The sequence below is a fragment of the Shewanella sp. H8 genome (assembly GCF_040285065.1).
GTDB lineage: Bacteria > Pseudomonadota > Gammaproteobacteria > Enterobacterales > Shewanellaceae > Shewanella > Shewanella polaris.
Map to the genome: position 1 here is coordinate 4,245,817 of NZ_CP157213.1, position 22,450 is coordinate 4,268,266.

Genomic DNA, 22,450 nt, shown 5'->3' on the forward strand with positions numbered 1-22,450 from the left:
GCAATATGGAAAATTACTTTTGCCACATTTTAGCTGCTTGTTGATCGCTATCACGCGCTTCAACCCATTTAGTACCAGCGTCACCAGCTTCAAGCTTCCAGAAAGGCGCTTTGGTTTTTAAAAAGTCGATTAAAAATTCACAGGCAGCAAAAGCGGCTTTACGATGGGCACTGGTCACGCCAATAAATACAATTTGTTCGCCAAGTGCCAATGTACCAAAACGGTGAATAATGGTCACTTTGTTTAATGGCCAGCGTTCACAAGCTTGTTGGCTAATCTGCATTAATACTGATTCTGTCATCCCAGGATAATGCTCTAGGGTTAAATCAGTTACTGCACTGCCATCATTGAAGTCTCGTACTTTACCGACAAAATTGACTACTGCACCATCCTGATTATCGCAAGCCAGTAATGCATATTCATCGGCGACACTAAAGTCTTCAGTGTGAACTCGTATGATAATTTGATTGATCTGTTGCTGCATATTAACCTCCCGTAACTGGAGGGAAAAAGGCGACTTCATCACCATCGTTTACAGGCGAATCCCACTGGCTCATAGTTTGATTAATCGCGACCAATAATTTATCCGATGCCAACACTTTTGCCCACTTATCATCTGTGGCAGCAAGCGCTACGCGTAACGTTTCGGCGGTATCTATATTGTCGGCACAATGTTCAACTTTAGCGGTACCTAATAGTTCACGGATTTGGGCAAAAAATAACACTTGGATCATAGTAGTCTCTCAACGTATTTATTCATAAAACGTATTTAAATTTACGCTAGTGATAATTAACTGATTAGGCTTTAAAATGCCCAGACTTACCACCGCGTTTTTCAAGCAAGCGGACTTGAGAAATAATCATGTCCTTTTGCACAGCCTTACACATATCGTATATCGTTAATGCCGCCACTGACGCTGCGGTTAAGGCTTCCATTTCGACACCGGTTTTACCAGACAGCTTACACAAACTGGTAATGCGAACACGATTATTTTCAGGTTGAGCCTCTAGATCTACTTCTACTTTAGTGAGCATTAGTGGATGACATAAAGGAATTAAATCTGAGGTTTTTTTTGCGGCTTGAATACCCGCGATACGTGCTGTAGCGAACACATCACCTTTGTGATGGCTACCACTCATGATCATGGTTAAGGTATCTGGTGCCATATCAATAAAGGCTTCAGCACGAGCTTCACGCTCGGTGACCGCTTTTTCAGTAACATCGACCATATGGGCATTGCCATCGGCGTTAATATGGGTAAAACGATTGCTCATACTTTTACAGCCTTATTAAAATTCAATGTCTATCGACTGAGCGTCACTGACATTGTGGGTGTCGTATCAGTTTGATTAGTCTTAAAATAGCTTAACCACCAATTGAGGCAAGATGTTGAGTCACGCCAGTAATACCTTGGTGTAAAAAATGGGTTTCTTTTTTCTGAGCTAATTGACCGTGTAAACGGCTAATTAATTCATCTCGTTGAGAAGCATCTTGGAGTAAATCACGTAAGTCCACACCATTTTCAGTAAACAAACATAGGTGTAACTTACCTTTTGCAGAGACACGTAAACGGTTGCAACTGGCACAAAAGTTTTTTGCATAAGGCATGATTAACCCAATACGGCCTTTGTAATCTGTATGACTGAAGTTTTGTGCTGGACCATCATCAACATCAGGCAGATCATATAACCAGCCTTCTCGTTCAAGTTGTTTTTTAATGTCCACTCCAGCTAAATGGTGTGCATTAAAATAATCGCGACCTAAACCCGTCTCCATCAACTCAATAAAACGTAAATCAATGGGTGTATTTTTAATCCAATGTAAAAAACGCGGTAAATCTTTATCATTTAAGCCTTTCAATAATACCGCATTAATTTTTACTCGCTCAAATCCAGCTTCAAGTGCGGCATCAATACCACGCATCACTTGATCGAATTTATTCTCACCCGTAATTTGATAAAACATTTTAGGATCTAAGCTATCAACTGACACATTAATGCGGCGCAGTCCGGCGTCATACCATTCTTTGGCATGTTGCTGTAAGCGATAGCCATTAGTTGTCATGGCTACAGTATTAATATTAGGGTTATCGGCAACAATCCGCACTATGTCGGTAAAGTCTTTACGAAGTGTAGGTTCGCCACCAGTGATACGAATTTTTTGCGTACCGACTTCACCAAAACCGGCAACTAAATTTTCAATCTCGTTGAGAGTTAAAAATGTAGGCTTACCGTCTGGGCGATAGCCGTCGGGCAAGCAATAAGTACATTTGAAGTTACAAACGTCAGTCACTGACATTCGTAAATAATGAAAACGTCGACCAAAACTATCTTGTAATTGGGACATGTTAACCTTTCCAAGTGTGGGAGGTAAGTGCATTTCTTTACTCACCCCGGTGGCAAAATTACCACGGCTAACTGTCCATATCATCGACGTAGGACAAAAAGCTCGGAGAACCGTCAGATCTGATTATAGGCCTAAATACCATTATACAAATACCCCTTTAGGTTAATATCTTAGCTAAAAAGATTATATCGTTTACTATTTGTGACTCGACTCACGCTGACAAGATTGTGTTTGCTACTGTGACAAAAGCAAATTTTGCGGTAAGGTAAGTAAAAGGATAAACGATCGTTTACATATCGTTATAAAAAAACAATAAACCCGCGATGAACGGGATACTTTGAAAGGTGAGAACATGGAACGCGAGTCAATGGAGTTCGACGTTGTAATTGTCGGTGCAGGCCCTGCAGGCTTAGCAACGGCTTGTCGTTTAATGCAAATATCTAAAGATGCAGATAAAGAAATCACTGTTTGTGTGGTAGAAAAAGGCTCTGAGGTTGGTGCGCATATATTATCGGGGGCGGTATTTGAACCTGATGTTCTGGACGAATTATTTAATGATTGGCGTGACTCCGATATTCCTCTGAATACTAAAGTCACTCATGACGAAATCTATTTATTAAATTCAGAGACAAAATCTCGCTTAATGCCAAACAGTTTAGTGCCAAAAACAATGCACAATGATGGTAATTATATTATTAGTGTCGGCAATTTATCACGCTGGTTAGCCAACAGAGCAGAAGCGATGGGAGTAGAAATTTTCCCTGGTTTTGCTGCAAGTGAATTACTGTTTAATGAGGACAACAGTGTTAAAGGCATTCTAATCGGTGACATGGGTGTTAGCGAAAATGGTCAACACAAAGATAGTTATATGCCAGGTATGGAATTACATGCCAAATACACTGTTTTTTCAGAAGGTTGTCGAGGTCACCTAGGTAAACAACTGATCCAAAAATACCATTTAGATAATGGTAAAACGCCACAACACTACGGCTTAGGTTTTAAAGAAATTTGGAAAATACCTGCAGAACAACATCAAGAAGGTAAAGTTGTTCACACTGGCGGTTGGCCACTTGTCAATGGCTCATCTGGTGGTGGTTTCCTATACCACATGGAAGACAACCAAGTCGCTGTTGGATTAATTATCGATTTAAATTATAAAAACCCTCACCTCAGCCCATTTGATGAGTTTCAACGCTATAAAACTCATACCGTTATAGCCAACACATTAGCAGGCGGAGAACGCTTAGTTTACGGTGCTAGAGCCATCGCTAAGGGCGGTTTAAATTCATTACCTAAAATGAGTTTCCCTGGTGGTTTAATTATTGGTTGCAATGCCGGCACCCTTAATTTTGCTAAAATTAAGGGCACTCATACTGCAATAAAAAGCGGCATTATTGCTGCCAAAACCTTAGGCGAAGGCTTAATTGCAGGCTTGGAAGGTGGCAAAGACCTTGATTGCTTCCAAGAGCGTTTCGAAGAAAGCTGGTTACATGAAGAACTTCATAGCTCGCGCAATTTTGGTTCTGCATTGCACAAATTTGGCACATTATTAGGTGGTGCATTCAACTTTATAGATCAAAATTGGTTCGGTGGTAAATTTCCGGTAACGTTCAGAGATAACACACCTGATTACGCCACAATGGGATTAGCCAGCGACTATAATAAAATTGATTATCCTAAACCTGACGGTAAATTAAGTTTTGATAAGTTATCTTCAGTATATCTATCGAATACTTTCCACGAAGAAGATCAGCTTTGTCATTTGCGTTTAAAAGACCAAAGCATTCCCATTTCGGTCAATTTAGTTAAATTTGATGAACCAGCACAACGTTATTGTCCAGCGGGTGTTTATGAAGTAGTTGAAGACGCGGGTGACAAAAAATTTGTGATTAATGGTCAAAATTGTATTCACTGTAAAACTTGTGACATCAAAGACCCAAGCCAGAATATTACCTGGGTAACACCAGAAGGTGGCGGTGGACCAAACTACCCTAATATGTAAGCTAACCACATAGTCACTAAATAGTTGATTTATTAGCTAACCTTAAAAAACGCACATAAAATAATGGTGCGTTTTTTTTGTTTTATCGACTATCATTATCTACATAAAATCAAAAACAACCTACGCTAAAAGACTATTTTGCTTATTAAATTAACTTAAACGCAAAATAATTATCAATTTATTACCATTATTTCCGATATATCTTAAAGATACTCCCTAGAGGCTGTTGTAGATGAATACTCTTACCATTAAACAAAAAATATTACTGACCGTGACCATTGCAGTACTGCTATCAACGATCTTAGTCGGATTATTGAGTCAACGAAGTGCCAAGCAAATTGTCGAACAACGGATGTTAAATTCGGAAATGCCGAGCTTAGTGATGCAAATCCGTAATGAAATCGACCTTGAAATTAGTAGTTTACTGAATGCAGCAAAACAACTAGCTGACAGTAGAATGTTGCTTGAATGGCTTCAAAATGACCGCCCTGCGAACCAAGAAAGTCTAGTTATAGCAGAACTCAATGACATAAAAAATCAATATGACTTAGCTCAAGCATCATACGCCGACCGTGAAACCGCAGCCTACTATAACCAGGATGGTTTTTTACGAATATTAACCCCGGAACAAGACGCTTGGTTTTTTGACTATCGCAATAGCAAGCAAGAACAAATGCTAAATGTGTTCACAGAGCCTAGTAATGGGGATGTTAAGCTTTATATCAATTATCAACAACCTGATGGCAGAGGCTTGGTCGGGCTAGCTAAATCGTTAGATGATATGGTTAATTTACTGGCTTCATTTAAAATAGAAGACACTGGATTTGTCTATTTAGTTGATACTAACGGTGATGTCAAACTGCATCAAGACACTACAAAGGTGGGTAAAGCCAAGCTCAGCACTTTATATCCTAATGCAAAGACCAACCAATTACTGAATAAAAGCGATTTTAACTTAGTTAAAGCAGAAGTAGATGGCCAGAAAATGTTGATAGCCAGTAGCTACATCAAGTCGATGGATTGGTACTTGATTGCGCAAGTTCCTGAAGCAGAAGTATTTGCCCTATTACAAGAATCCGCTTATCAAATATTAATGTGGACAATACTCATTGCTGTGGTATTTATTGCCATTTCGATTGCTGTTGCAGGGTCTGTCAGTCGTCCTATTGCCCATATTGCAGAGTTATTTCGTAATATTGGTGAAGGCGAAGGCGATTTACGTCAAAGACTACCCGTTAATGGTAATGACGAAATAGCTCAGCTTGCTCGTGGTTTTAATAGTTTCATTAGCAAAATTCAAGATACGGTCGTCGAAGTTGCCAACACCAGCGAACAACTAGGTCTATCAGCCGTTGATGTTTCAAACCAAGCTAATCAAACGTTAAGTGATAGCCAGTTACAAAAAGATCGCACAATCCAGGTTGTGACCGCGATTAACGAAATGGGTGCTACGGTTAATGAGATTGCCTCCAATGCAGCGCAAGCCGCTGTCACAGCCCGTGATGCTGATACCGAATCAATGGAAGGTCAGAAAGTCGTTACGCGCGCACGTTCAACCATTAACCTATTGTCTAAAGACGTCGAACAGGTTGGAGAAGTGATTGAATCACTCGCTACGCACACTAAATCAATTGGTAGTATTTTAGATGTAATTCGTGCTATTTCAGAACAAACTAACCTTTTAGCACTTAACGCGGCAATTGAAGCGGCTAGAGCAGGTGAAGCGGGACGAGGATTTGCGGTTGTTGCTGATGAAGTACGTAACTTAGCATCTCGTACGGCAGTTTCTACCAACGAAGTACAAACTATGATAGATAAGCTTCAGTCAGAAACCACTCGTGCAGTGAGTGCAATGGAACAATCTCGTAGTCGCTCACATGAGGGGGTTACAGCAGTAGATGAAGCCAGCCATTCGTTGAGTGGTATTAGCGAACGAATTGCTGAGATTAGCGACATGAACATTCAAATAGCAACGGCTACAGAAGAGCAGTCAACAGTAGTCGAAGACATTAACCGCAATGTAACCGACATCAACGATATTACTCAGCGTACAGCAAATACCGCACATGCGGCAGCCAATGCAAGTAAATCATTGAATGAGTTAGCAACTCGACTTGATACGCTTGTCGCCCGCTTTAAAGTGTAAAGAGTTAATATTCAGCATGATTAAAAAACCACTCCTTTGAGTGGTTTTTTATTTGGCTATAATTATTTTTTAACTTACCGATAAATCCGAATAATAAAATAAAACATACATCACTTAAACATAATGAATATGAGAACAGGACAATATCGGTGACGAATTACAGTACCTTACATGGTAATTACCCATCTTGATGTTTTCATGGCTGTAGGTTTTTATAATTAGAATGCCAGATACTATCTGCCATGACGTGCATGAGAGCCAGATTGATCATAAGGGTTATAACGTTAGGTTGTACGTAGGTTGTACGTAGGTATTTGCTCATATGACGAACGTGCGACGGTTGTCTGCACTTTGACCAATGCCTTTGATACAGGAATACAATCAAGTTTATGTACTCGAAAGAGACTTTAAACCTGTGCCATTTATCCATTAGGCCACTGTTGTTATTTAATACACAGCTTGCTTCAAGCAAGAGAACCTTAAAAGAAACTGCAAAGAATAATTATTATGTGATTGATAGTTTCATGGTTATGGGGAGTAAAGAGTGTTAGATAGATAAGGTTTCCAAAAGAGGGATATAAGATGTTTTAAACTATAGGGAAAAAAGCAATATGAAATCAATGGCAACGACTTAATATTACATAGGTGAAAGCTCAAAAGTTTAAGATCATATTGAAAATGCGAATATTAAAGTTAAAAAAAAACCGAGCCTAGGCTCGGTTTTTCGGTGAGTAATTAATTACTCAGCAGCTTCTACTTCAACAGCTTCAGCAGCTTCAGGACGACCTACTAACTCGATGTAAGCCATTGGGGCTTTATCACCGGTACGTAGACCGCACTTAAGAATACGAGTGTAACCACCAGGACGTTCCTGGAAGCGTGGACCCAATTCAGTAAATAACTTACCTACAACTTCAGCGTCGCGGGTACGAGCGAAAGCTAAACGGCGATTTGCAACGCTGTCAACTTTAGCAAGTGTTATTAGAGGTTCAACAACGCGACGCAGTTCTTTCGCTTTAGCTACAGTTGTCTTGATAATCTCATGACGAACTATTGAGCAAGCCATGTTACGGAACATAGCTTGGCGATGACTGCTGTTGCGGTTTAGTTGACGACCACTCTTACGATGGCGCATGACCTAATCCTTATAACCTAAATCTGTACTAACCTGAGACTTATAGGTCGTCTGCCAAACTAGCTGGTGGCCAGTTTTCTAGACGCATACCTAACGACAGTCCGCGTGATGCTAAAACATCCTTAATTTCAGTAAGAGATTTCTTACCTAAGTTAGGGGTCTTAAGCAACTCAACTTCAGTGCGTTGTACCAGATCTCCGATGTAATGAATCGCTTCGGCTTTTAAACAGTTAGCCGAACGTACAGTTAGCTCTAAATCGTCGACAGGACGCAGCAAAATCGGATCAAACTCCGGTTTCTCTTCTACAACAGCCTGCTCAGTCACATCACGTAATTCAACAAACGCATCTAGCTGTTCAGCTAAAATTGTTGCAGAACGACGAATTGCTTCCTCAGGATCGATAGTACCGTTTGTGGTCATATCAATCACAAGTTTATCTAAGTCAGTGCGCTGTTCAACACGAGCAGCTTCAACATTATAAGCAATGCGAGCTACAGGTGAGAATGAAGCATCAATCAATAAACGGCCGATTGGGCGGTCATCGTCTTCAGTCTGTGCACGAGCCGAAGCTGGCACATAACCACGACCACGCTCAACGCGGATACGCATACTGATATCATTATTACCTGTCAAGTGACAGATAACATGATCAGGATTCACGATGGTAACATCACCATCATGCGTGATATCTGCTGCTGTAACAGGGCCTGTGCCGGACTTGCTTAATGTAAGCAAAGCCTCGTCTTTACCCTCGATGGTCACTGCTAATCCTTTAAGATTGAGCAATATCTCAAGGATATCTTCTTGTACGCCTTCCTTACTGCTGTATTCATGCAGTACGCCGTCAATTTCGACTTCAGTAACTGCACAGCCGGGCATAGACGACAATAGGATGCGACGCAACGCGTTACCTAAGGTATGGCCAAAACCACGTTCTAGTGGCTCTAGTGTAACTTTGGCGCGAGTTGAATTAACCTGCTCAATATCAACGAGACGCGGTTTAAGAAATTCTGTAACAGAACCCTGCATTGTGTCCTCTCTTGTTTGTTAGCTTTACTTAGAGTAAAGCTCGACGATCAGCTGTTCGTTAATATCCGCAGACAAATCGCTACGTTCTGGAATACGCTTAAAAGCACCTTCCATTTTCGCATTGTCGACTTCTACCCATGTAGGCTTTTCGCGTTGGCCAGACACTTCTAAAGCCGCTTTAATACGAGCTTGAGTGCGTGACTTTTCACGGATGCTTACAACATCATTCGCAGACACTTTGAATGACGGAATGTTAACAACACGACCGTTAACCATAACAGTTTTATGGCTTACTAGCTGACGTGATTCTGCACGAGTAGAACCGAAACCCATACGATAAACAACGTTATCTAGGCGGACTTCTAAAAGTTGCAATAGGTTTTCACCGGTATTGCCCTTAAGACGTGCAGCTTCTTTGTAATAATTACGGAATTGCTTTTCAAGCACTCCATAAATACGACGAACTTTTTGTTTCTCGCGTAGCTGTACACCGTACTCAGACAAACGTGGCTTACGTGCGCCATGTTGTCCAGGTGCAGTTTCTAGCTTACACTTCGAATCGATTGCTCTCACACCGCTTTTTAAGAAAAGGTCTGTACCTTCTCTGCGACTGAGCTTGAGCTTGGGACCCAAGTATCTTGCCATGATCTTTCTCCAACTATCCTATATACGCAGTGTTATACACGACGCTTTTTAGGTGGACGACAGCCATTATGAGGGATAGGTGTCACATCGGTAATGTTGGTAATTTTATAACCAACAGCGTTCAGCGCACGAATGGCTGATTCACGACCTGGACCAGGACCCTTCACGAAAACTTCAAGGTTTTTAACACCGTAGTCTTGAGCAGCAATACCTGCACGCTCAGCAGCAACCTGCGCAGCGAATGGTGTTGATTTACGTGAACCACGGAAACCAGAACCACCTGAGGTAGCCCATGACAACGCATTACCTTGACGATCTGTAATGGTGACAATTGTGTTGTTGAAAGACGCATGGATATGAGCCATGCCATCTGCAACCTGTTTACGTACGCGCTTACGCGGAGAACGTGACGGAACTTTAGCCATTTTGGTTTACCTTCCCGTTACTTTCTGATTGGCTTACGTGGACCTTTACGCGTGCGCGCATTGGTCTTAGTACGTTGCCCACGAAGGGGCAGGCTACGACGATGGCGGAGACCACGATAACAACCAAGATCCATAAGACGCTTGATGTTCATTGAAATCTCACGACGCAAGTCACCTTCTACGGTGTATTTGGCGACTTCTTCGCGTAGGATATCTATTTGAGCTTCGCTCAATTCCTTGATCTTAGCATCTTCAGCAATTGAAGTAGATGCGCAGATTGCTCTAGCGCGTGTACGTCCAATACCAAAAATAGCAGTCAAAGCAATGACTGTATGCTTTTGATCAGGAATGTTAATGCCAGCGATACGGGCCACTATGCACTCCTTAAAGTTAAAGGCTATCTGCGAAAAGCCCGAAAGGATACTCGACAGACAACAAATTTGCAAACAATATTTTGGTCAGCCCATTATTGAGCTGACCAAACTTCTTTCTAGCCTTGACGCTGTTTGTGTTTAGGTTCAATACAAATAACACGAACAACACCACTACGCTTGACGATCTTGCAATTACGGCAGATCTTCTTAACGGAAGCTCGAACTTTCATTTCATCACTCCGTAAAACAAATCTTATTTACCAAAACGATCTAAATTCGCTTTGTTAACAAGATTGGCTTTCTTCATCACAGACTCATACTGATGAGACATCATATGGGTCTGAACCTGAGCCATGAAGTCCATGATTACGACTACTATAATAAGTAGTGAAGTACCGCCAAAATAGAACTGTACTTTCCACGCAATTAACATGAACTCCGGAATTAAGCAGATAAAGGTAATGTACAACGCACCCGCTAAGGTTAAACGTGTCATGACTTTATCAATGTAACGCGAAGTCTGTTCTCCGGGACGGATCCCAGGAATGAATGCACCACTCTTTTTCAAGTTGTCTGCTGTTTCGCGAGGGTTAAATACCAACGCAGTATAGAAGAAACAGAAAAAGATAATTGCTGTCGCGTACAATAATGAATACAGCGGTTGTCCTGGAGACACAGCTAAAGCGAAATCGCTTAACCATGACATAGACTCATTTTGACCAAACCACTGAGCCAGTGTGCCTGGGAACAAAATTATGCTGGATGCAAAAATTGGTGGAATCACACCTGCCATATTAATTTTTAGAGGTAAATGGGTGCTTTGCGCTGCAAAAACCTTGCGGCCTTGTTGGCGCTTAGCGTAGTTAACGACTATACGACGTTGACCACGTTCCACAAATACCACTAAATAAGTTACAGCAAATACGATAACTGCGAGCAACAGTAGTACTAATACATTCATGTCACCTTGGCGCGCCTGCTCGGCTGTTGAGCCGATGGCCGATGGTAAACCAGCAACAATACCTGCGAAAATCAAAATCGAGATACCATTACCAATACCACGTTCGGTAATTTGTTCACCTAGCCACATAAGGAACATAGTTCCTGTCACTAAGCTCACAACTGCAACGAAGTAGAAACCAAATCCTGGATTGGCCACAAGGCCAGGCATAAGATTTGGTAAACCGGTTGCAATACCGACAGATTGAAGCGTCCCCAACACGAGTGTACCATATCTAGTGTATTGACTGATTTTCTTACGTCCTGATTCGCCTTCCTTTTTCAATTCAGCGAGTGCAGGATGCACAACAGTCAATAACTGCATTATGATCGATGCCGAAATATACGGCATGATACCTAATGCGAAGATAGAAGCACGCTCTAAGGCACCACCCGAGAACATGTTAAACATGCCAAGGATGGTATCTTTTTGCTGGGCAAACAAATCTGCCAATACAGCTGCGTCAATACCAGGAATTGGCACAAACGAACCGGCTCTAAAGACGATAATCGCACCAATCACGAACAGAAGGCGTGTTTTCAATTCTGATAAACCGCCTTTCGCGCTTTTTAAATCAAGTCCTGGTTTTGCCATCGACGTATTATTCCTCGATCTTGCCACCGGCAGCTTCAATAGCTGCACGAGCACCTTTGGTTACCTTGAGACCTTTTACAGTCACTGGGCGGTCAATGGTACCTGAAAGAACGATTTTCGCAAACTGGATGTTGCGAGTAATAACGTTCGCATCTCTCAGTGCATTCAAATCGACAACATCACCGTTAACTTTTGCTAGTTCGAGTAAACGAACTTCAGCTGTTACCAAAGCGCGACGCGAGGTAAAGCCAAACTTAGGTAGACGGATCTTAAGTGGCATTTGACCACCTTCGAAACCGACGCGAACGCCGCCGCCTGAACGAGACTTCTGACCTTTATGGCCACGACCCGCTGTCTTACCTAAACCTGAACCAATACCACGGCCTACACGCTTAGGAGCAGATTTAGAACCTGCTGCTGGAGATAGAGTATTTAGACGCATTATCTTATTCCTCCACCGAAACCATGTAGTACACTTTATTAATCATACCGCGAACTGAAGGTGTATCTTCAACTTCAACAGTATGACCAATACGGCGTAAGCCTAAACCGGTTAAGGTTGCACGGTGTTTTGGTAAACGACCAATGCTGCTTTTAGTCTGTGTGACTTTTAAAGTTTTAGTAGCCATGGTGCATTACCCCCGAATTTCATCAACATTCAGGCCACGTTTTGCTGCGATTTGAGCTGGTGACTTCATGTGCACCAACGCATCGACAGTTGCGCGAACGATGTTGATCGGGTTAGTAGAACCGTATGCTTTTGACAGAACGTTATGAACGCCTGCTACTTCCAATACGGCACGCATTGCGCCACCGGCAATAATACCGGTACCCTCTGATGCTGGTTGCATATAAACTTTAGAACCAGTATGGCGACCTTTAACTGGGTGATGCAAAGTACCTGCATTCAACTCCACGGTTACCATATTACGACGGGCTTTTTCCATTGCTTTTTGAATAGCAGCTGGAACTTCACGCGCTTTACCATAGCCATAGCCGATCTTACCATTACCGTCACCCACTACTGTTAGTGCTGTGAAGCTAAAGATACGACCGCCCTTAACTACTTTAGAAACACGATTAACTGCAATTAATTTCTCTTGCAGATCGTCTTTTTGCTGAGCTTCTAATTTAGCCATTTTTATAACCCCTTAGAACTTCAGGCCAGCTTCACGAGCGGCATCTGCTAATGCAGCAACACGACCATGATACTTGAATCCAGAACGGTCGAACGCAACTGTTGCTACGCCCTTCTCGATCGCACGCTCAGCAACAATTTTACCTACTGCTTTAGCCGCGTCAACGTTACCGGTACTCTTTAGTAGTTCTTTAACCGCTTTTTCAACGGTTGAAGCAACTGCCAACACCTGAGCTTCAGGATTGATTACCTGAGCATAAATGTGACGCGGTGTACGATGTACAACCAGACGATTCACGCCCAGCTCTTGGATCTTCTTACGTGCACGTAACGCGCGACGTAAGCGAGATGTTTTCTTATCCATATCGCGTTACCTACTTCTTCTTAGCCTCTTTACGGCGTACTACTTCGTCGTCATAGCGAACACCCTTGCCTTTATAAGGCTCTGGTGGACGATATCCGCGAATTTCAGCAGCAACCTGGCCAACAACTTGTTTATCAACGCCCGAAAGCACGATTTCAGTTTGGCTAGGACACTCTGCAGTAACGCCTGCGGGCAGTTTGTGTACTAATGGATGTGAGAAACCCAACGTTAAATCTAAGTCACTACCAGCAATTTTTGCACGGTAACCTACACCAACTAATTTAAGTTTTTTCACAAAACCTTGAGATACACCAACAACCATGTTGTTTACTAATGCACGTGCAGTACCAGCCTGTGCCCAAGCGTTAGCAACGCCTTCGACAGGAAGAAACTTAACTTGCGCATCTTCAATAACAACATTTACCGCATTGTTGATTACTCGAGTCAGACTTCCCTTACTGCCTTTCACAGTAAGAGTCTGTTCGTTTAAAGTCACCTCTACGCCAGCAGGAACAGTGACTGGTGCTTTTGCAACACGAGACATTTATAGCTCCTTACGCTACGTAGCAGATAACCTCGCCACCCGAGCCATTTTGGCGGGCAGCACGATCAGTCATCAAGCCTTTAGAAGTGGACACAATTGCGATACCCAACCCGCCCATCACCTTTGGAAGTTCGTCTTTACCTTTGTAAATACGAAGACCAGGGCGACTTACACGCTGGATAGTCTCAACGACTGGTTTGCCTTGAAAATACTTTAACGTAATTTCTAATTCAGGCTTAGCTTCATCTGCTACGGCGTAGTCGGTAATGAAACCTTCATCTTTAAGTAATTTCGCTATTGCTACTTTTAACTTAGCTGAAGGCATCTTTACAGATACGTGGTTAGCAGCTTGGCCGTTACGAATACGGGTTAACATATCCGCAATAGGATCTTGCATGCTCATATTAGCTTACTCCGTGACAAGTGCTTACCAGCTGGCCTTACGCAGACCAGGAACTTCACCACGCATGGTAGCTTCACGTAATTTAATACGGCTTAAGCCGAATTTACGTAGAAAACCATGTGGGCGACCAGTTTGATTACAGCGGTTGCGTTGACGCGCAGCGCTAGAATCACGTGGTAGAGCTTGTAACTTAAGTACAGCTTCCCAGCGATCTTCTTCCGAAGTTGCAGGGCTGCTGATAATAGCCTTAAGTGCTAAACGCTTTTCAGCATATTTAGCTACGAGCTGTGCACGCTTTGCTTCACGTGCTTTCATAGATGTTTTTGCCATTATGCTACCCTTATTTCTTGAATGGGAAGTTAAAAGCGTCTAACAAAGCACGACCTTCTTCATCATTCTTCGCAGTAGTAGTGATAACAATATCCATACCACGAATTTTATCGATTTTATCATAATCGATTTCTGGGAAGATGATCTGCTCACGCACGCCCATTGCGTAATTACCACGGCCGTCAAACGCTTTAGCGCTTAAGCCACGAAAATCACGAATACGTGGTATTGCAATGTCAACTAAACGCTCTAAAAATTCCCACATACGCTCACCGCGTAGGGTCACTTTACAGCCAATAGGGTAGCCTTCACGGATTTTAAAACCAGCAACTGATTTACGAGCAACAGTTACAATTGGCTTCTGGCCAGCGATTGCAGTCATGTCACGGAGCGCATGCTCCATAACTTTCTTATCTGCAACAGCTTCGCCCACACCCATGTTTAGGGTGATTTTTTCAATCCGAGGGACTTGCATGACACTGCTATAACCGAACTTTTTAGCTAGTTCAGCGATTACAGTCTCTTGATATTTATCATGCAGTTTCGCCATCGTTTACTCCAAATTACTTAACGAGTTCGCTGTTCGATTTAAAGAAACGGACTTTTTTGCCGTCTTCAAATCGGAAACCAACACGATCTGCCTTGCCTGTGGCTTGGTTAAAGATCGCAACGTTTGATGTTTGTATCGGTGCTTCTTTCTCGATAACGCCGCCAGTCACGCCCAATTGAGGGTTTGGTTTCTGGTGCTTTTTAACAAGGTTTAGGCCTTCAACAATTAACTTACCAGTAGGTAGAACTTGAGAAACCTTACCGCGGCTACCCTTGTCTTTACCTGCTAATATAATTACTTCGTCTTCACGACGGATTTTAGCTGCCATTTGAAGCTCCTTACAGTACTTCTGGTGCCAGCGAGACAATTTTCATGAATTTATCATTACGCAATTCACGTGTCACTGGGCCAAAGATACGAGTACCAATCGGTGCAAGGTTTGCGTTAAGCAAAACCGCAGCATTCCGATCGAAGCGAATGACAGAACCGTCTGGACGACGTACGCCTTTCTTAGTACGGACTACCACCGCGTTATATACATCACCTTTCTTCGCTTTAGCGCGAGGAATTGCTTCTTTAACAGAAACTTTGATGATGTCGCCGATACCGGCATAACGACGATGAGAGCCACCCAAGACCTTAATACACTGAACTCTGCGTGCGCCGCTGTTACATGCGACGTCTAGAGTCGATTGCATTTGGATCATTTCAAGTGCTCCGCTATCGTTACTACACAATCCCACTATGGGACTATATTTGAACCAAATTTAAGTAATACTTTACCTAAAATTGGCGCGCAAGTATAACACCACATATTTAGAATGCATAGCAAAAAAAACAAACGGCCCCAATTACTGGAGCCGTTTACGTTAACCTAATAAAAATTAGGCTTTTGTCACTACTTCAGCTAGTGTCCAAGACTTAGTCTTAGATAGAGGACGACACTGGCTAATAGCCACATAATCCCCTTCATTACACTGATTAGTTTCGTCATGTGCATGGATCTTAGTTGTACGCTTAATGTACTTCCCATAAATAGGATGTTTCACTTGGCGCTCAATAGCAACAGTAATAGACTTGTCCATTTTATTGCTAATCACTTTACCTTGCAAAGTACGGGCTTTATCAGACATTAGGCACCTGCCTTAGAAGTAATAATGGTCTTAACACGTGCAATGTTACGACGCACTAGTTTCAATTGATGTGTTTGGCTCAACTGACCAGTAGCGTGTTGCATACGCAAGTTAAACTGCTCACGCAGCAGACCAAGTAATTCAGCGTTAAGATCTTCAACGCTCTTTTCTCTTAGTTCGCTCGCTTTCATTACATCACCGTCTTAGTTACGAAGGTAGTCTTCAGAGGTAGCTTGGCAGCTGCCAAAGCAAAGGCTTCACGAGCCAACGCTTCAGGAACACCACCCATCTCATAAAGAACCTTACCAGGTTGAATCTGACATACCCAGTATTCAACGTTACCTTTACCTTTACCCATACGCACTTCAAGAGGCTTAGAGGTAATTGGCTTGTCAGGGAAAACTCGAATCCAAATTTGTCCTTGACGTTTAACATGACGTGTCATGGCACGACGTGCAGATTCGATTTGACGAGCAGTTAAACGGCCACGGCCGACTGCTTTCAAACCGAAAGTACCAAAGCTAACTTCAGTACCGTTCGCTAGACCACGGTTGCGGCCCTTGAACATCTTGCGAAACTTCATACGTTTAGGTTGCAGCATAAAAGTTTCTCCTATTTACCACGAGGCTTACGCTTAGGTTGCTGCTTAGGCTCTTCAATAGCAGGTACCAAACCGTCTAGAACTTCGCCTTTGAAGATCCAAACTTTAATACCAATCACACCATATTGAGTGTGACTTTCTGCAGTTGAATAGTCGATATCAGCACGCAAAGTATGCAAAGGTACACGACCTTCACGATACCATTCTGCACGTGCGATTTCTGCGCCACCTAAACGGCCGCTGACTTGAACTTTGATACCTTGAGCACCAATTCGCATTGCGTTTTGAACTGCGCGCTTCATAGCACGACGGAACATAACACGGCGCTCTAATTGCTGAGCAATAGAGTCAGCGACGAGCTTAGCGTCTAATTCAGGTTTACGGATCTCAGCGATGTTGATTTGAGCAGTAGTGCCAGTGATTTTAGACACATATGCACGTAATACTTCAACGTCTTCACCTTTCTTACCAATCACAATACCTGGACGGGCAGTGTGAATAGTAACGCGGATGCTTTTCGCTGGGCGTTCAATGACAATCTTAGATACTGATGCGGCTTTTAACTTTTCAGTTAAATATTGACGCACTTCCCAGTCGCTGTTCAGATTATTTGCATAGTCTGACTTATCTGCGTACCAGGTAGAGATCCAAGGCTTAGTGATACCCAAACGGATACCATTAGGATGTACTTTCTGTCCCATTGCTCTCTTCTCCTAGCGATCTGCTACAACCACAGTAATGTGGCTGGTACGCTTCATGATACGATCAGCGCGGCCTTTAGCACGTGGCATGATACGCTTCATTGTTGGGCCTTCATCTACGAAGACGGCTCCAACTTTAAGCTCATCAATGTCAGCACCTTCGTTGTGTTCGGCGTTTGCGATAGCTGAGTCAAGTACTTTTTTAACTAGTACGGCGGCTTTCTTGGGGCTGAATGTCAAAATCTCGAGAGCCTTAGAAACAGGCAACCCACGAATTTGATCAGCAACTAGACGGGCCTTCTGCGCAGACGTACGAGCAAAACGATGTTTAGCTAAAACTTCCATCTTATTCCTCCCGTATTAACGCTTCTTCGCTTTCTTATCTGCAGCATGGCCGCGATAAGTGCGAGTTGGTGAAAATTCACCAAGCTTATGACCGATCATTTCGTCAGTTACGAACACAGGTACGTGCTGACGACCATTATGGACAGCGATGGTCAACCCAATCATATTAGGGATGATCATTGAGCGACGAGACCAAGTCTTAATAGGCTTTTTGTCTCCCGCTTCCATCGCTTTCTCTACCTTCTTCAGCAAGTGCAGGTCAATGAAGGGACCTTTCTTGAGAGAACGTGGCATGGCGAATCCTCTTACTATTTATTACGACGACGTACGATGTACTTGTCAGTGCGCTTGTTGCTACGAGTTTTATAACCCTTAGTCGGCACACCCCATGGACTCACTGGATGACGTCCACCAGAAGTACGGCCTTCACCACCACCATGTGGATGGTCTACTGGGTTCATTGCAACACCACGAACTGTAGGGCGTACGCCTCTCCAGCGCTTAGCACCTGCTTTGCCTAACTGGCGTAGCATATGCTCGGCGTTACCAACTTCACCAAATGTCGCGCGGCAATCTACTGGAACTTTACGCATTTCGCCAGAGCGAAGACGTAAAGTTGCATAAGCACCATCACGAGCAACAACTTGTACATAAGCACCAGCTGAACGTGCGATCTGAGCGCCTTTACCAGGCTTCATCTCAACAGCGTGTACAACACTACCTACTGGAATGTTGCGTAACGGCATAGCGTTACCAGTCTTGATTTCTGCATCCAAGCCAGATTGGATTGGGTCGCCAGCTTTCATGCCTTTTGCAGCAAGAATGTAACGACGTTCACCATCGGCATACAATACTAACGCAATGTGCGCTGTACGGTTTGGATCATATTCAAGACGTTCAACTTTCGCAGGGATACCATCTTTGTTGCGTTTAAAGTCAACAATACGATAGTGCTGCTTATGTCCACCACCAATGTGGCGTACAGTGATACGGCCAGTATTATTACGGCCACCACTTTTAGATTTTTTCGCCAACAGGCCAGCAAAAGGTTTACCCTTATGCAGGTCCGTATTCACCACTTTAACTACGTGGCGACGACCTGGAGAGGTTGGCTTACACTTAATAACTGCCATGATAATTCTCCTTTGCTTATTCAGCGCCGCCGACGAAATCAATATCAGCACCAGCCGCTAAAGTAACATAAGCTTTTTTCCAATCGCTACGACGACCTACACGGCCACCGGTACGTTTGGTTTTGCCTTTGTTAACTAAAGTGCGAACTGAATCGACTTCAACTTCAAATAGCTTCGCTACTGCAGCTTTAATCTCTGCTTTAGTCGCATCGATAGCTACGCGGAAAACTACAGTGTTGTTTTTCTCAGCAACCACAGTACTCTTTTCAGAGATATGTGGAGCAAGAATCACTTTTAGCAAACGTTCTTCGCGGATCATGCTAGCATCTCCTCGATTTGCTTCACTGCATCAGCAGTAACAAGAACAGTGTTGAATGCAATTAGACTTACTGGGTCAAGACCCGCTACGTCACGTACATCAACCTTGTATAAGTTGCGAGCTGCTAAGAATAAATTCTCATCAACTTCTGCAGTAACAATTAGAACGTCTTCTAGTTGCATTTCTTTCAATTTAGCTTTCAGCTCTTTAGTTTTAGGAGCTTCAACACCAAAAGATTCGACGACAACTAAACGTTCTTGACGTACCAATTCAGAAAGAATGCTCTTAAGAGCACCACGGTACATCTTCTTGTTAACTTTTTGGCTGTGATCTTGTGGTTTAGCAGCGAATGTTACGCCACCGCCACGCCAGATCGGGCCTTTAACACTACCGGCACGAGCACGGCCTGTGCCTTTTTGGCGCCAAGGCTTTTTGCCTGAGCCAATTACTTCCGCGCGCGTCTTTTGGGCACGAGTGCCTTGACGTGCGTTTGCAGCGTAAGCTACAACTACCTGATGAACCAATGCCTCGTTAAAGTCACGGCCGAAGGTAGTTTCGGAAACTTCAAGAGCGCTCTGCGCGTCTTTCAATACCAATTCCATTACTATCTCCTCAGACCTTAAGCTTTAACTGCTGGCTTGATAATCAAGTCACCATTGGTAGCGCCTGGAACAGCGCCGCGTACTAATAACAAGTTACGCTCTGCATCAACACGTACAACGTGTAGATTTTGAGTTGTTACTTGTACAGCACCCATATGGCCTGACATCTTCTTGCCTTTGAATACACGACCAGGCGTTTGGTTCTGACCGATAGAACCATTCGAACGGTGTGACAAAGAGTTACCATGAGTCATATCTTGAGTACGGAAATTCCAACGCTTAACACCGCCTTGGAAGCCCTTACCTTTTGATTGACCGGTAACGTCTACTTTCACAGTTTCTGCGAAAATATCAACATTAAGTTCGGCACCAACTACAATGCCTTCGCCTTCGCCATCTGCTAAACGCATTTCCCACAAACCACGACCAGCTTCTACGCCGCCCTTGGCAAAGTGACCTGCTTCAGCTTTAGTGATGCGATTGGCTTTTTTGGTACCAGTAGTCACTTGAAGTGCACGGTAACCGTCAGTTTCTAAAGTTTTCACTTGAGTAACACGGTTGCCAGCAACTTCAATTACTGTTACTGGGATTGACACACCATCTTCAGTGAAGATGCGGGTCATACCCACTTTACGACCGATAAGACCGATAGCCATCTCTCAAACCTCTTCTAAGGATCTCAATTAACCTAAGCTAATCTGAACGTCGACACCAGCCGCAAGATCTAAACGCATTAATGCGTCTACTGTCTTTTCTGTTGGCTCTACGATGTCAACTAAACGCTTGTGGGTACGAATTTCGTACTGGTCACGTGCATCTTTATTAACGTGCGGAGAGATCAAAATGGTAAAACGCTCTTTGCGAGTTGGTAGTGGAATAGGACCACGTACCTGCGCGCCAGTACGCTTAGCAGTTTCAACGATTTCCGCTGTAGACTGATCAATCAAACGATGATCAAAGCCTTTCAAGCGGATACGGATTCTTTGGTTCTGCATTGACCAGAGCTCCTAAAATGGACATATAAAAAATCACCCTCTAGCATCTTCCTTATAGGAACGCAGAGCGAGATGATTTAACCGTTCGACTCCCAATCGGAGTCGCTATGTAAATGAGTAACCTAACAGGCTAAACATTATAATTTACGCTGCACTAGTCAGCGAGAGGGCAATTATACAGATCTTCTTTCGTAGATCAAGCCTATTGTGTAAATAGTCTTCATAAAGTCTTTCTACAATCAATTGCTGTTGATTTCTCAGCATGCAGATGTTCATTCCTGTATAGATTGTCAGTTTTCAGAAAATAAAAAAGGAAGCCTAGGCTTCCTTTTTTAGTGTTCACTAAACTCGCTATTACGCGATAATTTTAGCTACAACACCTGCACCAACTGTACGGCCACCTTCACGGATAGCGAAACGTAAACCGTCGTCCATCGCGATTGGGTAAATCAGAGTAACGACCATCTTGATGTTATCACCAGGCATAACCATTTCTACGCCTTCTGGTAACTCAATTGTGCCTGTTACGTCTGTTGTACGGAAGAAGAATTGTGGACGGTAGCCTTTGAAGAATGGAGTATGACGTCCGCCTTCTTCTTTTGACAACACGTAAACTTCTGATTCGAAAGTTGTGTGTGGGTTAATTGAACCAGGCTTAGCTAGTACTTGGCCACGTTCAACATCATCACGCTTAGTACCACGTAATAACACACCACAGTTTTCGCCAGCACGACCTTCGTCAAGTAGCTTGCGGAACATTTCTACACCAGTACAAGTTGTTTTAGTTGTTGGACGAACACCAACAATTTCAACTTCGTCTGATACGCGAACGATACCACGTTCAACACGACCTGTTACCACTGTACCACGACCTGAAATTGAGAATACATCTTCAATTGGAAGTAGGAATGGTTTATCGATGTCACGCTCTGGCTCAGGAATATAAGTATCTAGTGCTTCTGCAAGCTCAAGAATTTTAGCTTCCCACTCTGGCTGGCCTTCTAGGGCTTTAAGAGCTGAACCTTGAATTACTGGTAAATCATCACCTGGGAAGTCTATATTCTGAAAGAAGCTCGCGCACTTCCATTTCTACTAATTCTAGTAATTCTTCGTCATCTACCATGTCACACTTGTTCATGAATACGATGATGAAAGGTACGCCTACTTGACGTGAAAGCAAGATGTGCTCACGTGTCTGTGGCATTGGGCCATCTGTTGCAGCAACAACTAAGATTGCGCCGTCCATCTGTGCAGCACCAGTAATCATGTTTTTAACATAATCCGCGTGACCTGGACAGTCTACGTGCGCATAGTGACGAATTGGCGTGTCATATTCGATGTGAGAAGTATTAATTGTAATACCGCGCTCACGCTCTTCTGGAGCATTATCGATTTGAGCGAAGTTACGAGCTTCACCACCATATGTCTTAGACAAAACAGCTGAAATTGCTGCTGTTAAGGTTGTTTTGCCATGGTCAACGTGACCGATGGTGCCCACGTTTACATGGGGCTTGTTACGTTCAAATTTAGCTTTTGCCACGATATATTCCTTTCTTTTCAGAAGTGCTCGATTAGTTCGAGCAATATAACATTG

The 22,450-nt window shown here is 43.2% G+C and carries 34 protein-coding genes, 1 pseudogene and 1 riboswitch; of the genes and pseudogenes, 2 read left to right on the forward strand and 33 right to left on the reverse strand.

Features of this window, described 5'->3' with window-relative positions; translation table 11 throughout:
- Positions 1-13 precede the first annotated feature (13 nt).
- The 4 genes from moaE to moaA all read right to left on the reverse strand — a co-directional run bounded on the left by moaE (position 14) and on the right by moaA (position 2,347).
- Entirely contained in the window at positions 14-484 is a 471-nt protein-coding gene (gene moaE, locus ABIS04_RS18455) for a molybdopterin synthase catalytic subunit MoaE (protein ID WP_350432024.1), read from the reverse strand.
- A gap of 1 nt (position 485) precedes the next feature.
- On the reverse strand, positions 486-734 hold the full coding sequence (moaD, locus tag ABIS04_RS18460; protein ID WP_137224607.1) for a molybdopterin synthase sulfur carrier subunit: 249 nt from the start codon (positions 732-734) through the stop codon (positions 486-488).
- 64 nt (positions 735-798) lie between these two features.
- Complete coding sequence (gene moaC / locus ABIS04_RS18465) at positions 799-1,275, reverse strand: cyclic pyranopterin monophosphate synthase MoaC (protein ID WP_137224605.1); 477 nt, start codon at positions 1,273-1,275, stop codon at positions 799-801.
- A gap of 91 nt (positions 1,276-1,366) precedes the next feature.
- Complete coding sequence (moaA, locus tag ABIS04_RS18470; RefSeq protein WP_350432025.1) at positions 1,367-2,347, reverse strand: GTP 3',8-cyclase MoaA; 981 nt, start codon at positions 2,345-2,347, stop codon at positions 1,367-1,369.
- Positions 2,335-2,467: riboswitch (molybdenum cofactor riboswitch) on the reverse strand. (Overlaps the previous gene by 13 nt.)
- Positions 2,468-2,699: 232 nt before the next feature.
- On the opposite strand from moaA, the gene ABIS04_RS18475 reads away from it, so the two are divergent.
- Both ABIS04_RS18475 and ABIS04_RS18480 read left to right on the forward strand, forming a co-directional pair.
- Positions 2,700-4,349: an electron transfer flavoprotein-ubiquinone oxidoreductase gene (locus ABIS04_RS18475; RefSeq protein ID WP_140235374.1), complete on the forward strand. Its 1,650-nt coding sequence runs from the start codon at positions 2,700-2,702 to the stop codon at positions 4,347-4,349.
- A gap of 232 nt (positions 4,350-4,581) precedes the next feature.
- A complete protein-coding gene (locus ABIS04_RS18480; RefSeq protein ID WP_140235375.1) occupies positions 4,582-6,495 on the forward strand; it encodes a methyl-accepting chemotaxis protein in 1,914 nt (637 codons plus the stop codon).
- A 739-nt stretch (positions 6,496-7,234) separates the two neighbouring features.
- Here ABIS04_RS18480 and rplQ read toward each other — a convergent pair.
- The 29 genes and pseudogenes from rplQ to tuf form a co-directional block, all read right to left on the reverse strand.
- Positions 7,235-7,630: a 50S ribosomal protein L17 gene (gene rplQ, locus ABIS04_RS18485; RefSeq protein ID WP_011635664.1), complete on the reverse strand. Its 396-nt coding sequence runs from the start codon at positions 7,628-7,630 to the stop codon at positions 7,235-7,237.
- Between the two features lie 40 nt (positions 7,631-7,670).
- Entirely contained in the window at positions 7,671-8,660 is a 990-nt protein-coding gene (locus tag ABIS04_RS18490; RefSeq protein ID WP_101033750.1) for a DNA-directed RNA polymerase subunit alpha, read from the reverse strand.
- A 24-nt stretch (positions 8,661-8,684) separates the two neighbouring features.
- On the reverse strand, positions 8,685-9,305 hold the full coding sequence (gene rpsD, locus ABIS04_RS18495) for a 30S ribosomal protein S4 (protein ID WP_137224595.1): 621 nt from the start codon (positions 9,303-9,305) through the stop codon (positions 8,685-8,687).
- A gap of 32 nt (positions 9,306-9,337) precedes the next feature.
- Positions 9,338-9,730 carry a 30S ribosomal protein S11 gene (gene rpsK, locus ABIS04_RS18500; RefSeq protein WP_011635661.1) on the reverse strand — a complete coding sequence of 131 codons (393 nt, stop codon included), beginning with the start codon at positions 9,728-9,730 and terminating at the stop codon, positions 9,338-9,340.
- A 17-nt stretch (positions 9,731-9,747) separates the two neighbouring features.
- Positions 9,748-10,104, reverse strand: a complete 357-nt coding sequence (gene rpsM / locus ABIS04_RS18505; RefSeq protein ID WP_011635660.1) for a 30S ribosomal protein S13 — start codon at positions 10,102-10,104, stop codon at positions 9,748-9,750.
- A 116-nt stretch (positions 10,105-10,220) separates the two neighbouring features.
- The gene (rpmJ, locus tag ABIS04_RS18510) at positions 10,221-10,334 is read right to left on the reverse strand and encodes a 50S ribosomal protein L36 (protein WP_011635659.1); all 114 of its coding nucleotides are present in this window, start codon (positions 10,332-10,334) and stop codon (positions 10,221-10,223) included.
- Positions 10,335-10,357: 23 nt separating this feature from the next.
- Complete coding sequence (gene secY / locus ABIS04_RS18515) at positions 10,358-11,698, reverse strand: preprotein translocase subunit SecY (protein ID WP_137224592.1); 1,341 nt, start codon at positions 11,696-11,698, stop codon at positions 10,358-10,360.
- Positions 11,699-11,705: 7 nt separating this feature from the next.
- A complete protein-coding gene (rplO, locus tag ABIS04_RS18520) occupies positions 11,706-12,140 on the reverse strand; it encodes a 50S ribosomal protein L15 (RefSeq protein WP_137224589.1) in 435 nt (144 codons plus the stop codon).
- Positions 12,141-12,144: 4 nt separating this feature from the next.
- Positions 12,145-12,327 (reverse strand): 50S ribosomal protein L30, encoded by a 183-nt coding sequence (gene rpmD / locus ABIS04_RS18525; protein ID WP_137224586.1) that lies wholly within the window; start codon positions 12,325-12,327, stop codon positions 12,145-12,147.
- A 6-nt stretch (positions 12,328-12,333) separates the two neighbouring features.
- Positions 12,334-12,837, reverse strand: a complete 504-nt coding sequence (gene rpsE / locus ABIS04_RS18530; RefSeq protein ID WP_137224583.1) for a 30S ribosomal protein S5 — start codon at positions 12,835-12,837, stop codon at positions 12,334-12,336.
- A 12-nt stretch (positions 12,838-12,849) separates the two neighbouring features.
- Positions 12,850-13,200 carry a 50S ribosomal protein L18 gene (rplR, locus tag ABIS04_RS18535; RefSeq protein ID WP_011635655.1) on the reverse strand — a complete coding sequence of 117 codons (351 nt, stop codon included), beginning with the start codon at positions 13,198-13,200 and terminating at the stop codon, positions 12,850-12,852.
- A gap of 10 nt (positions 13,201-13,210) precedes the next feature.
- A complete protein-coding gene (gene rplF / locus ABIS04_RS18540) occupies positions 13,211-13,744 on the reverse strand; it encodes a 50S ribosomal protein L6 (protein WP_137224580.1) in 534 nt (177 codons plus the stop codon).
- A gap of 10 nt (positions 13,745-13,754) precedes the next feature.
- On the reverse strand, positions 13,755-14,147 hold the full coding sequence (gene rpsH, locus ABIS04_RS18545; protein ID WP_137224577.1) for a 30S ribosomal protein S8: 393 nt from the start codon (positions 14,145-14,147) through the stop codon (positions 13,755-13,757).
- A gap of 24 nt (positions 14,148-14,171) precedes the next feature.
- Entirely contained in the window at positions 14,172-14,477 is a 306-nt protein-coding gene (gene rpsN, locus ABIS04_RS18550; protein WP_137224574.1) for a 30S ribosomal protein S14, read from the reverse strand.
- 10 nt (positions 14,478-14,487) lie between these two features.
- Positions 14,488-15,027, reverse strand: coding sequence for a 50S ribosomal protein L5 (rplE, locus tag ABIS04_RS18555; RefSeq protein WP_137224571.1), 540 nt, complete (start codon positions 15,025-15,027; stop codon positions 14,488-14,490).
- A 13-nt stretch (positions 15,028-15,040) separates the two neighbouring features.
- Positions 15,041-15,355 carry a 50S ribosomal protein L24 gene (rplX, locus tag ABIS04_RS18560; RefSeq protein WP_124729279.1) on the reverse strand — a complete coding sequence of 105 codons (315 nt, stop codon included), beginning with the start codon at positions 15,353-15,355 and terminating at the stop codon, positions 15,041-15,043.
- 10 nt (positions 15,356-15,365) lie between these two features.
- Positions 15,366-15,734, reverse strand: coding sequence for a 50S ribosomal protein L14 (rplN, locus tag ABIS04_RS18565; RefSeq protein ID WP_011635649.1), 369 nt, complete (start codon positions 15,732-15,734; stop codon positions 15,366-15,368).
- 177 nt (positions 15,735-15,911) lie between these two features.
- Positions 15,912-16,160, reverse strand: a complete 249-nt coding sequence (rpsQ, locus tag ABIS04_RS18570; protein ID WP_137224568.1) for a 30S ribosomal protein S17 — start codon at positions 16,158-16,160, stop codon at positions 15,912-15,914.
- Positions 16,160-16,351, reverse strand: coding sequence for a 50S ribosomal protein L29 (rpmC, locus tag ABIS04_RS18575; protein ID WP_137224566.1), 192 nt, complete (start codon positions 16,349-16,351; stop codon positions 16,160-16,162). Before rpmC ends, rpsQ begins: the two co-directional genes overlap by 1 nt.
- Positions 16,351-16,761 (reverse strand): 50S ribosomal protein L16, encoded by a 411-nt coding sequence (gene rplP, locus ABIS04_RS18580; RefSeq protein ID WP_137224563.1) that lies wholly within the window; start codon positions 16,759-16,761, stop codon positions 16,351-16,353. The genes rpmC and rplP overlap by 1 nt, the downstream gene beginning before the upstream one ends.
- Before the next feature lie 11 nt (positions 16,762-16,772).
- On the reverse strand, positions 16,773-17,462 hold the full coding sequence (gene rpsC, locus ABIS04_RS18585) for a 30S ribosomal protein S3 (protein WP_011635645.1): 690 nt from the start codon (positions 17,460-17,462) through the stop codon (positions 16,773-16,775).
- A 12-nt stretch (positions 17,463-17,474) separates the two neighbouring features.
- Positions 17,475-17,807: a 50S ribosomal protein L22 gene (gene rplV, locus ABIS04_RS18590; RefSeq protein WP_011635644.1), complete on the reverse strand. Its 333-nt coding sequence runs from the start codon at positions 17,805-17,807 to the stop codon at positions 17,475-17,477.
- 15 nt (positions 17,808-17,822) lie between these two features.
- Positions 17,823-18,101 carry a 30S ribosomal protein S19 gene (gene rpsS / locus ABIS04_RS18595; RefSeq protein WP_006083596.1) on the reverse strand — a complete coding sequence of 93 codons (279 nt, stop codon included), beginning with the start codon at positions 18,099-18,101 and terminating at the stop codon, positions 17,823-17,825.
- A gap of 14 nt (positions 18,102-18,115) precedes the next feature.
- Positions 18,116-18,940: a 50S ribosomal protein L2 gene (gene rplB / locus ABIS04_RS18600; protein WP_137224560.1), complete on the reverse strand. Its 825-nt coding sequence runs from the start codon at positions 18,938-18,940 to the stop codon at positions 18,116-18,118.
- Positions 18,941-18,956: 16 nt separating this feature from the next.
- The gene (rplW, locus tag ABIS04_RS18605) at positions 18,957-19,259 is read right to left on the reverse strand and encodes a 50S ribosomal protein L23 (protein WP_124729276.1); all 303 of its coding nucleotides are present in this window, start codon (positions 19,257-19,259) and stop codon (positions 18,957-18,959) included.
- Positions 19,256-19,861: a 50S ribosomal protein L4 gene (gene rplD / locus ABIS04_RS18610; protein WP_137224558.1), complete on the reverse strand. Its 606-nt coding sequence runs from the start codon at positions 19,859-19,861 to the stop codon at positions 19,256-19,258. The genes rplW and rplD overlap by 4 nt, the downstream gene beginning before the upstream one ends.
- A gap of 17 nt (positions 19,862-19,878) precedes the next feature.
- Positions 19,879-20,517 carry a 50S ribosomal protein L3 gene (rplC, locus tag ABIS04_RS18615; RefSeq protein WP_137224555.1) on the reverse strand — a complete coding sequence of 213 codons (639 nt, stop codon included), beginning with the start codon at positions 20,515-20,517 and terminating at the stop codon, positions 19,879-19,881.
- Positions 20,518-20,544: 27 nt separating this feature from the next.
- Positions 20,545-20,856, reverse strand: a complete 312-nt coding sequence (gene rpsJ, locus ABIS04_RS18620) for a 30S ribosomal protein S10 (protein WP_124729273.1) — start codon at positions 20,854-20,856, stop codon at positions 20,545-20,547.
- 354 nt (positions 20,857-21,210) lie between these two features.
- Positions 21,211-22,396 (reverse strand): annotated as a pseudogene (tuf, locus tag ABIS04_RS18625) (elongation factor Tu).
- Between the last annotated feature and the right edge of the window lie 54 nt (positions 22,397-22,450).